Origin of the sequence: Immundisolibacter sp. (assembly GCF_041625615.1) — a bacterium.
Lineage (GTDB): Bacteria > Pseudomonadota > Gammaproteobacteria > Immundisolibacterales > Immundisolibacteraceae > Immundisolibacter.
On record NZ_JBFJTF010000100.1, the window covers coordinates 1 to 8720 of the forward strand.

At 72.8% G+C, this 8720-nt stretch carries 8 protein-coding genes; 1 reads left to right on the top strand and 7 read right to left on the bottom strand.

Annotation, left to right across the window (positions count from 1 at the left end; translation table 11 throughout):
* The coding region (hrpB, locus tag ABYX71_RS08600; protein ID WP_372696085.1) for an ATP-dependent helicase HrpB at positions 1-1897 on the bottom strand (1897 nt) is incomplete at its 3' end.
* Positions 1898-2024: 127 nt separating this feature from the next.
* Here hrpB and ABYX71_RS08605 point away from each other — a divergent pair.
* Positions 2025-3146: a fatty acid desaturase gene (locus tag ABYX71_RS08605; RefSeq protein WP_372696086.1), complete on the top strand. Its 1122-nt coding sequence runs from the start codon at positions 2025-2027 to the stop codon at positions 3144-3146.
* A gap of 69 nt (positions 3147-3215) precedes the next feature.
* On the opposite strand, the gene ABYX71_RS08610 is transcribed toward ABYX71_RS08605, so the two are convergent.
* The 6 genes from ABYX71_RS08610 to ABYX71_RS08635 form a co-directional block, all read right to left on the bottom strand.
* Positions 3216-4598 (bottom strand): flagellar hook-length control protein FliK, encoded by a 1383-nt coding sequence (locus tag ABYX71_RS08610; protein WP_372696087.1) that lies wholly within the window; start codon positions 4596-4598, stop codon positions 3216-3218.
* Between the two features lie 123 nt (positions 4599-4721).
* Complete coding sequence (fliJ, locus tag ABYX71_RS08615; RefSeq protein WP_372696088.1) at positions 4722-5165, bottom strand: flagellar export protein FliJ; 444 nt, start codon at positions 5163-5165, stop codon at positions 4722-4724.
* A complete protein-coding gene (locus ABYX71_RS08620) occupies positions 5162-6517 on the bottom strand; it encodes a FliI/YscN family ATPase (RefSeq protein WP_372696089.1) in 1356 nt (451 codons plus the stop codon). The genes fliJ and ABYX71_RS08620 overlap by 4 nt, the downstream gene beginning before the upstream one ends.
* Positions 6514-7092, bottom strand: a complete 579-nt coding sequence (locus tag ABYX71_RS08625; RefSeq protein ID WP_372696090.1) for a FliH/SctL family protein — start codon at positions 7090-7092, stop codon at positions 6514-6516. Before ABYX71_RS08625 ends, ABYX71_RS08620 begins: the two co-directional genes overlap by 4 nt.
* Entirely contained in the window at positions 7082-8086 is a 1005-nt protein-coding gene (gene fliG / locus ABYX71_RS08630) for a flagellar motor switch protein FliG (RefSeq protein WP_372696091.1), read from the bottom strand. Before fliG ends, ABYX71_RS08625 begins: the two co-directional genes overlap by 11 nt.
* Positions 8079-8720 (bottom strand): flagellar M-ring protein FliF C-terminal domain-containing protein (locus ABYX71_RS08635; RefSeq protein WP_372696092.1); only part of this gene is annotated, 642 nt, incomplete at its 5' end. The genes ABYX71_RS08635 and fliG, both read right to left, overlap by 8 nt.

Below are 8720 nucleotides of genomic sequence, written 5' to 3' on the forward strand. Positions count from 1 at the left end.
CCTCCAGCAGGGCGTCGGCCACCGCCCCGGCCGACGGCTGCGGCAGCGGCGCCTCGGCCAGCACCAGCGCCCCCAGGCGCCGCACGCGCCGCGCCTGCACGGCGCCGCTTGCCGCGTCCAGGCGAACCGATTCGATGGTCTCGATGTGCGCGCCAAGCGCGGTGCCGAGTTCATCCCCGGTGATGGCGGCGGCCAGACGTATGCGCGCGTTGTCGCCGACGTCGTCCAGCTCGGCCACCACCAGAAACGGCGCGCCGGCCAAGCCGTCCGACGCGTCCAGCACCGCACCGCGACCGTTGGCCAGCCGATAGCTGCCGCGGCTGCGTCGCTGGGCGACACGGTCCGGAAACGCCAGCGCCAGCAGCACACCGACGCTGTCACCACCGGGGCCACCCGCCGGCCGACGGCGTGCCAGACGCTGGGCCAGGCGGCGCACGGCATCGAACGCGGCGCGGTCGACGTCCGCTCCGGCCCGGCCGCTTCTGAGCGCCGACAGGCGCAGTTCGACGTCCACCGACGGCGCCTGGCCGGGCGTGCGACGCAGGCTGTCGCGCTCGGCCAGCAGCGCCGCCAGCAGGCAGGCGTCCTCGCCACTGCCGACCAGCAGCAGGTGCGCCAGGCGCGGCGGCAGACCGAGGCCGGCCATGGCACGACCGTGGCCGGTGGCCTTGTGCGCATGGTCCAGCGCCCCCAGCGCCCGCAGCAGTGCGCGCGCCTGTGCCAGGTGGGCCGCCGGCGGCGGCGTCAGCCAGGCCAGCTCGGCCGGATCGCGCACGCCCCACAGGGCCAGCTCCAACGCCAGCGGCGCCAGGTCGGCCACGGCAATCTCCGGCGGCTCGTGCGCCGGCAGACGGGCATGGTCGGCCTCGCGCCACAGGCGGTAGCACACGCCCGGCCCCAGACGCCCGGCGCGGCCGGTGCGCTGCGCCGCGGCCGCCTGCGACACCGGCACCGTGACCAGGCCGTCCATGCCGGTGCGCGGGTTGAAGCGCGTGTGGCGGCTCAGGCCCGAGTCGATGACCACACCGATGCCGTCGATCGTGAGGCTGCTCTCGGCAAGACGCGTGGCCAGCACGATCTTTCGCGTACCCGCCGGCGCCGGCGCGATGGCGGCGTCCTGCGCGGCCGCATCGAGCCCGGCGTACAGCGGGCAGACCCGCACGTCTGCCGGCAGGCCGTCGCGCTCCAGGCGCGCGGCCAGGCGCCGTATCTCCGGCGTGCCGGGCAGGAACACCAGCAGGCTGCCGGCCGTTTCCGCCAGCGCGCGGTGGACGGCCGCGGCCAGGCGCGAATCCAGCGCGCCGTCGCCCGGCAGGTAGCGCACCTCGACCGGATGACTGCGCCCGGCGCTGGTCAGGCGCGGCGCCCCACCGAGCAGCTCGGCCACGGCCGCGCCGTCCAGCGTGGCGCTCATCACCAGCAGGCGCAGGTCCGGCCGCAGCAGCGCCTGCGCCTGCTGCGCGAGGGCCAGACCCAGGTCGGCCTGCAGGCTGCGCTCGTGAAACTCGTCGAAGATGACCAGCCCGTAGTCGGACAGCGCCGGGTCGGCCTGCAGCAGGCGCGTCAGGATGCCCTCGGTGATCACCTCGATGCGCGTGGCCGCCGACACGCGACTGTCCAGGCGCGTTCGGTAGCCCACCGTTTGCCCCTGCGCCTCGCCGATCAGACCGGCCATGCGCCGCGCCGCCGCCCGCGCCGCCAGCCGGCGGGGTTCGAGCAGCAGGATCCGGCGCCCATCCAGAAACGGCGCATTCAGCAGCGCCAGCGGCACCTGGGTGGTCTTGCCGGCGCCTGGCGGCGCCTCCAGCACCACGGCACCGTGGCCGGCCAGCGTGGCCAGCAGTTCCGGCAACAGCGAATCGATTGGCAGCGGCGGCAGGGACGGCGGGACGGACATCCGCGCATGCTATCAGGCGGCAAGGCGCTGATTGACAGCATGAAATGCCTGCAGCAAAGTCGGCGCACGGTCGCCAGGATGTGACCGAACACCAACACAAGCATTACCGAGGCTGGAGAACATGGTCATGGATTACCTGCGTTACTACCTCAACTGCCTGCTGCCGCTGGCGGCCATCGCCGGCTTCGTGCTGGGTGGTCACTGGGTGTGGCTGGGCATCGGCACGCTGCCGCTGCTGATACTGGCCGATGCCCTGTCGCCGCAGGACTACGCGCCGCGACGCATCGCCAACGGCGCCCTGGCCGACGTCGTCATCTACGTGCAGATGCTGTTGGTGCTGGGCACCTTCGTCGCGTTTGCCTGGCGCGCGCACGTCGGCTTCGACCCGGCCCTCGGCCCGGTACTGCCGTGGCTGGCCAGCGCCCTGGCGCTGATCTGGATCGGCCTGGTCGCCAACGTCGGCGCCGCGCACGAGCTGATGCACCGCCACAACCCGCTGGCGGCCTTCATCGGCAAGCTCGGCTTCGCCGTCATCGGCGCGCCGAACCGCGACATCTCGCACACGGTCACGCATCACCTCTACTTCGACACCGAACGCGATTTCGACACCGCCCATCGCGGCGAGTCGGTGTACCGCTTCGTGCCGCGCTGCATCTGGGGCAACACGCGTGATGAAATCGAATACGAGCGCCGCCGCCTGGCCGCCCAGGGCCACGGTCTGTGGCACTGGAAGAGCCAGATCCTGTGGGGCCTGGTGCTCAGCGCCGCCATGCTGGCGGGCATGTACTGGGCCGGCGGCCTGCCGGCCCTGCTGGTCCAGGCGGCGGCCATGGTCGGCGGGCGCATCCTGGGCGAGGCGCTCAACTACCTGCAGCACTTCGGCCTGCTGCGCGTGCCCGGCCGGCCGATCGAGGACCGCCACACCTGGAATCACCTGTCGGCGGTGACGCGCATCCTCGGGCTCGAAATCACCAACCACGTCGAGCACCACCAGGACCCGGACCGGCCGTTCTACGCCCTCACCCCGCGTCCGCAGGGGCCGCAGATGCGCAACATCCTGCTGTGGGGCATCGCCGCGTTCTTCCCGCCCATCTGGACCCGGCTGATCCAGCCACGCCTCAAGGACTGGGACCTGAACCACGCCACTGCGGAGGAGCAGGCCCTGGCACGTGAGGCCAACCGCCGCGCCGGCTGGCCGGACTGGCTGGGTGAATCGCCGGCATCCGCCGAGGTGGCCCGCGTGGCCTGAGGCCAGGCCTCATCCAGACGCCGGCGCCGCTTCCCCCGGGAGCCGCGCCGGTTTTTTCATGTCCGCCGCTCAGGCGTAGGCGTCCACCAGGCCGCGACCGAGCAACCGCGCCGGGGCAGCCGGCAGCGCCGCGTCGAGCTCCTCCGATCCCTGCCCGCCGGCGCCGTGCCAGCCCGGCTGGCCGGATGCCGCCTGTTGCTGGCGGGCCGCGTCGCCATCGCCGGTCGGCTGATGGAACACCGACGCCTGCCCCAGCTGCAGGCCCTGCTGGGCCAGCAGCTCGCGCAGCTGCGGCAGCGATTGCTGCACCGCCGCGGCAGTGCCGGCGTGCTGGGCGCTGAAACTGACCTGCGCCGCGCCGTCACCGACGCTCAGGCGCACCTCCACCGGCCCCAGCTCGCGCGGGTTCAGCTGCAACCGCGCCTCGTGCATACCCTCGCGCACCAGCCACAGCACGCGTTCGCGCAGCTCCGTCCCGAACTGCGTGCTGCCCGGCGTGGCTGCCAGGCTGAACTCCGGTACCTGCACCGTGGCACCACCAGCCGGCGCCGGCACACCGACACCCGCCGGCGCCAGGGCCGGCGCGGCAAGAAGGCCGGTGTCGGTCCCGGTCGACAGCGGCGGCAGGTCGGCCACCGGCACCCGTTCGGTGGGACCGGCCTCCACGGTGACAGCCTGCGCCGTCGACACGGTGCCCTCCCCGGCCGCGCTGGCCGGCCGCGCGCCGGCCATGGGGCGCACACCACCGGCCACCGCCTGCGAAGGCAGGGCCGGCCGTCCCGACGAGTCCGGCAGGGCCGCCGGCTGCTCCATCGCCATCAGGCCGTGCGCCTGCTCGGCGGCCGGACTGAGTGCCACCTTCTCGCGCGCCTTGCTGGTGGCCTCGGCGGCCACTGCACGGGGCGGCGGATTGGCCAGCGGCGTGGCCGCGGGAAGCAGCACCGGGTCGGACACCACCGCCATGTCCGGCGGCGGCACGGCGGGCGCATCGGCCGCGCGGCGCGCGGCCGCTTTCGCCGGTCTGTCGCCGGCCGGCGCCGGCCGTTCGGACTGCGCGGTTTCGACAAACTCGGCAAGCGCGCTCTGTGTGGCGGCGGCCTTGGCCGGCGGCGCCGCCGCTCGGCCGGCCGAGATGTCCCGCAGCGCATCCGCCACCTGGGGCAGCCCGGCCCGCCCGTCGGCGTGCGGCAGCTCCGGCAGTGGCGTGAAACGCGCCGGTGCATCACCGCCCTCCCCGTCAGGGCTCACCGGCGCAATGGGCAGCAGTGCCGTGTCGACCTCGGCCGGCGGCGGCAAGGCGTCGCCGCCGGCCGGCGGCAACGGCTTGCCGGACCACGGCTGCATGGCCTGCCTGACGGCCGCCGGAAACTCACCCCCTTCGATCCCGGTCGACACCGGCATATCAGGCGCGCCGGCGGCGCCGGCACGTACCAGGGAACTGACTGTCTGCACTTCGGGCTTCCTCTACGACTGGAGGCGGTCACTGCGGTCAACCCGCTCCCTGGACCACCCTCGCCGTGACATAAAGCACACGGTGGGCCAACCGCCCCGACCGGCCTGACGCACCCGTTTCGCCTACACCTCGCCGAGCGCTGCGACCGGTGGCCGGCCATTGACCCAGTCGTCCAATGCCCGCTGCTCCTGGCGCTCCTGCCGTTGGCGGCCTTGCGCCCGCTGACGTTCGATCAACCGCTGCAGACCCTCGCTGCGCTGGCGCTGAGACACCCATTCGGCACGCAGTTGCGCACAGGTTCGCTCGGCCGCCAGCAGCGCCTGTTCCTGGCTGATCGCCAGCTGCTCCAGGCGCGCCACGAACTGCTGGTGCTCGCGCAGCGAGCCGGCGGCGATCGCCCCCACCTGGCCGCGCAACCGGTACTCACCGGCGTAGCGGTGCAAGTCGGCCAGACTCTGGGCGTGCGCGGCGCGCTGCGCCTCGCCGGCCGCCAAGCGCTCGCCGGCCTGGCGCTCGACCTCGCGCATGCGCCCCAGCACCGCCTGCAGACGCGCCAGGCGGCTCACGCGTCACCCCCGGGATCCACCGCACACAGGGCCTCCAGGGCCGCCACGCTGGCCGCGTGGTCGGCACCCTGGCGCAGGTCCTGGCGCAGGAACTCGATCAGGCGCGGCTGCATCTGCAAGGCCTGGTCGAGCAGCGGATCGGCACCGGCCTGGTAGGCGCCCACCGCCACCAGGTCGCGGTTCTGGCGATAGGCCGAGTACAGCTGACGAAAGCGCCGCGCCGCCTGCTGCTGGCCGTCGCCGGCCAGCTCCACCATCAGGCGGCTGACCGAGGCTTCCATGTCGATGGCCGGGTACAGGCCCGATTCGGCAATGTCGCGGCTGAGCACGATATGACCGTCGAGGATGGCCCGCGCCGAGTCGGCGACCGGGTCGTTCGGGTCATCGCCCTCGGTCAGCACGGTATAGAAGGCGGTGATGGAACCCCCGCCGGGCGCGGTGCCGGCGCGCTCGATCAGCGCCGGCAGGCGGGCGAACACCGACGGCGGATAGCCCTTGGTGGCCGGCGGCTCGCCCACCGACAGGGCGATCTCGCGCTGCGCATGCGCCACGCGCGTGAGCGAGTCGACCAGCAGCAGCACGTTCAGGCCCTGATCGCGGAAGTACTCGGCGATGGCGGTCGCCAGCATGGCCCCCTGCAGGCGCTGCAAGGCCGTGGTGTCGGCCGGCGCGGTGACCACCACCGCCCGCTTGAGGCCTTCCGGACCCAGGATGGAGGTGACGAACTCGTTGACCTCGCGCCCGCGCTCACCGATCAGGCCGACCACGGTCACGTCGGCAGCGGTGTAGCGGGTCATCATGCCCAGCAGCACGCTCTTGCCGACGCCGCTGCCGGCAAACAGGCCCATGCGCTGGCCCCGACCGACCGTCAGCAGCGCGTTGACGCTGCGCACGCCGACATCCAGCGGCTGCCGGATGGGCGGGCGGCCGAGCGGGTTCAGCGGCGTGCCGGTCAGCGGCACGTGGCGCTCGGCACGGATCGGCCCCTTGCCGTCCAGCGGCCGGCCGGCGCCGTCCAGCACCCGTCCCAGCAGCGCCGGGCCGACCGGCGCCAGCGCGCCGTGGCGCAGTGGCATGACGCGGGCGTTCGGCCCCAGGCCCTGAATCGGGTCGATCGGCATCAGGTACATGAACTCGCCGGAAAAACCGACCACCTCGGCCTCGATGTCGGCGGCGCCCGGCTGGCGCACACTGCAGCGGCTGCCGATGACCGCGGGCAGGCCGATGGCCTCCAGCGTGAGCCCGACCATGCGCGTGAGCTTGCCCTCGACCTGGATCGGCGGCGGGCTGTGCAACTGCCCGGCACGATCGCTCAGCTGCGCGGCCAGGCGCTGCTGCACGGCGGCATTCATGCGCCACCCACCTCGAGCAGCCGGTCGTAGGCCTCGCGCAGACGCGTGTCGAGCGTCAGGTCGACTTCCGATGCCTCGGTACTGATGCGACAGCCGCCACGCTGCACGCCGGCGTCGGCCAGCAGTTCCCAGCGCGCATCGTTGCGCCCGCGCCGGGCCAGGCTGCGCACCAGGTCCACGTCCTCCGGATGCAGGTGCACGGTGATTTGCCGCGCGGTGGCCGGCAGCGCCGCCACACCCGCGCGCACCAGGTCGACAATGCGGGCCGGCACGGCGGTCAGCTCGCCGCGCACGACCTGCCGCGCCAGCGCCAGGGCCAGCGTTTGCAGGCTGTCGAGCAATTCCTGCTCCAGATTCACCAGTGGTGCCGCCAGGCTTTCCAGGAGGGCGGCCAGTCGCTCGCCGTCAGCCGCCTGCTGAGCCTCGACACGCTCCCGGCCGGCGGCCAGTCCCTGCTCCAGCCCGGCGGCGAAGCCGGCCTCCCGCGCCGCCTCGCGCAGCCGTTCCAGCTCCTGCGGGTCGGCGGTGCTGGTAGCGCTGGCCGCCTGCCAGCGCTGGAACGCCTTACTCGACAAAGTCGCCGCCTCCCTTGCCCAGGCGGATGGTGCCGGCCTCGGCCAGGCGGCGGGCGGCGGCCAGCATGTCCTTCTGCGCCTCCTCCACTTCGGCCAGGCGCACCGGGCCGCGCAGCTGCATGTCCTCGCGCAGCATTTCCGCCGCGCGTTTGGACATGTTCTTGAAGAAACGGTCGCGCAATGCCGGATCGGCGCCCTTGAGCGCAACCAGCAGCACTTCGGACGTGGTCTCGCGCAACAGGGCTTGCAGCCCCTTGTCGTCTACGTCGATCAGATGCTCGAACAGGATCAGGTTGTCCTGTATGCGCTGTTCCAGGCCTTCGTCCGCCTCGCGCAACTCCTCCAGCAGCGTGTTGCCGGTGGCCGGATCGAGACGGCTGACGATGCCGGCGGCGCTCTTGATGCCGCCCACCTGGGCCGACTTGACGTCGACCTTGCTGTAGAAGTGCTGCTCGAGGATGGCCCGCACCTCGGCCAGCGCGGCCGGCTGCAACTCGTCCAGCGTCGCGATACGCGCCACGATGTCGGCCCGCAGGTCCGGTGGCAGCAATCCGAGCACCAGCGCCGCCTGGTCGGCCTCGATCGAGGCCAGCGCCAGGGCCGCCACCTGCGGATGCTCGCACCGCAACACAACGGCGATGGATTTCGGATCCATCCACTTGAGACCGCCCAGGGCATCGTCGCCGCCCTCCAAAACCCGGTCCAGGATCCCGCGTGCCTTCTGCTCGCCCAGCGCGCCGACCATCACGTTGCGCAGGTAGTCCTCCACGCCGACCGTCAGCATGGCATCGCTTTGAACCGCCAGGCCGAACTCCTGCAACACCGCGTCCACCTGCGCGCGGCTGATCCCCCCCAGGCGTGTCATGGCGCTGCCGATACGCTGCACCTCCTTCGGCTCCATCTGCCGCAGCACCTCGGCGGCCTTGCGCTCGCCAAGCGCCATGATGAGGATGGCCGAACGCTCGGCGCCGGACAGACGAAGCGGCTCAGGCATCGGCGGACATCCAGTTGCGCATCACCTGCATGACCCGGCGCGGGTCCTGCTCGCTCAACTCCGGCAGCTCGGCAGCCTGCGGCGCCGGCAGGCGGGCCGGTTCGGCGGGCTGCTCGGCCGGGGCGGACAGACGACCGGTGGCCGGAGCCGCCGTGCTGGCGATGACCTGCGCACCGGCCTGACGCACGCTGCGCAGCATCGGCCGCAACACACCGAGCACCACCGCGGCCAGGGCGCCGGCACCCAACAGCAACCGCGCCGCGTGCCACAACCAGGACTGCTCCCAGACCGGCGCCGGCTGCGGTTCCGGCATCGGCTGGGCCGGAGCGAAGGCGGCGTTCACCACATTGATGCTGTCCCCCCGCTCGGCGTTGAAGCCGACGGCATCGCGTACCAGCGCGGTATAGCGGTCCAGTTCCTCCTGACTGCGCGGCTCGACCGATTCCCTGCCGTCCGGACCGACGACACGGCGATCGTCCACCACCACCGCCACCGTCAGGCGCTTGACGCCACCACCGCTCAGCTTGCTGTGGCTGATGGTTCGGTCGATCTCGAAATTGCGCACCGAGCGGCGGCTGCGCTCGCGCGGCGTCACGGGCGACTCGACACCGGCCCCATCCGCGTCCGTGTCCCC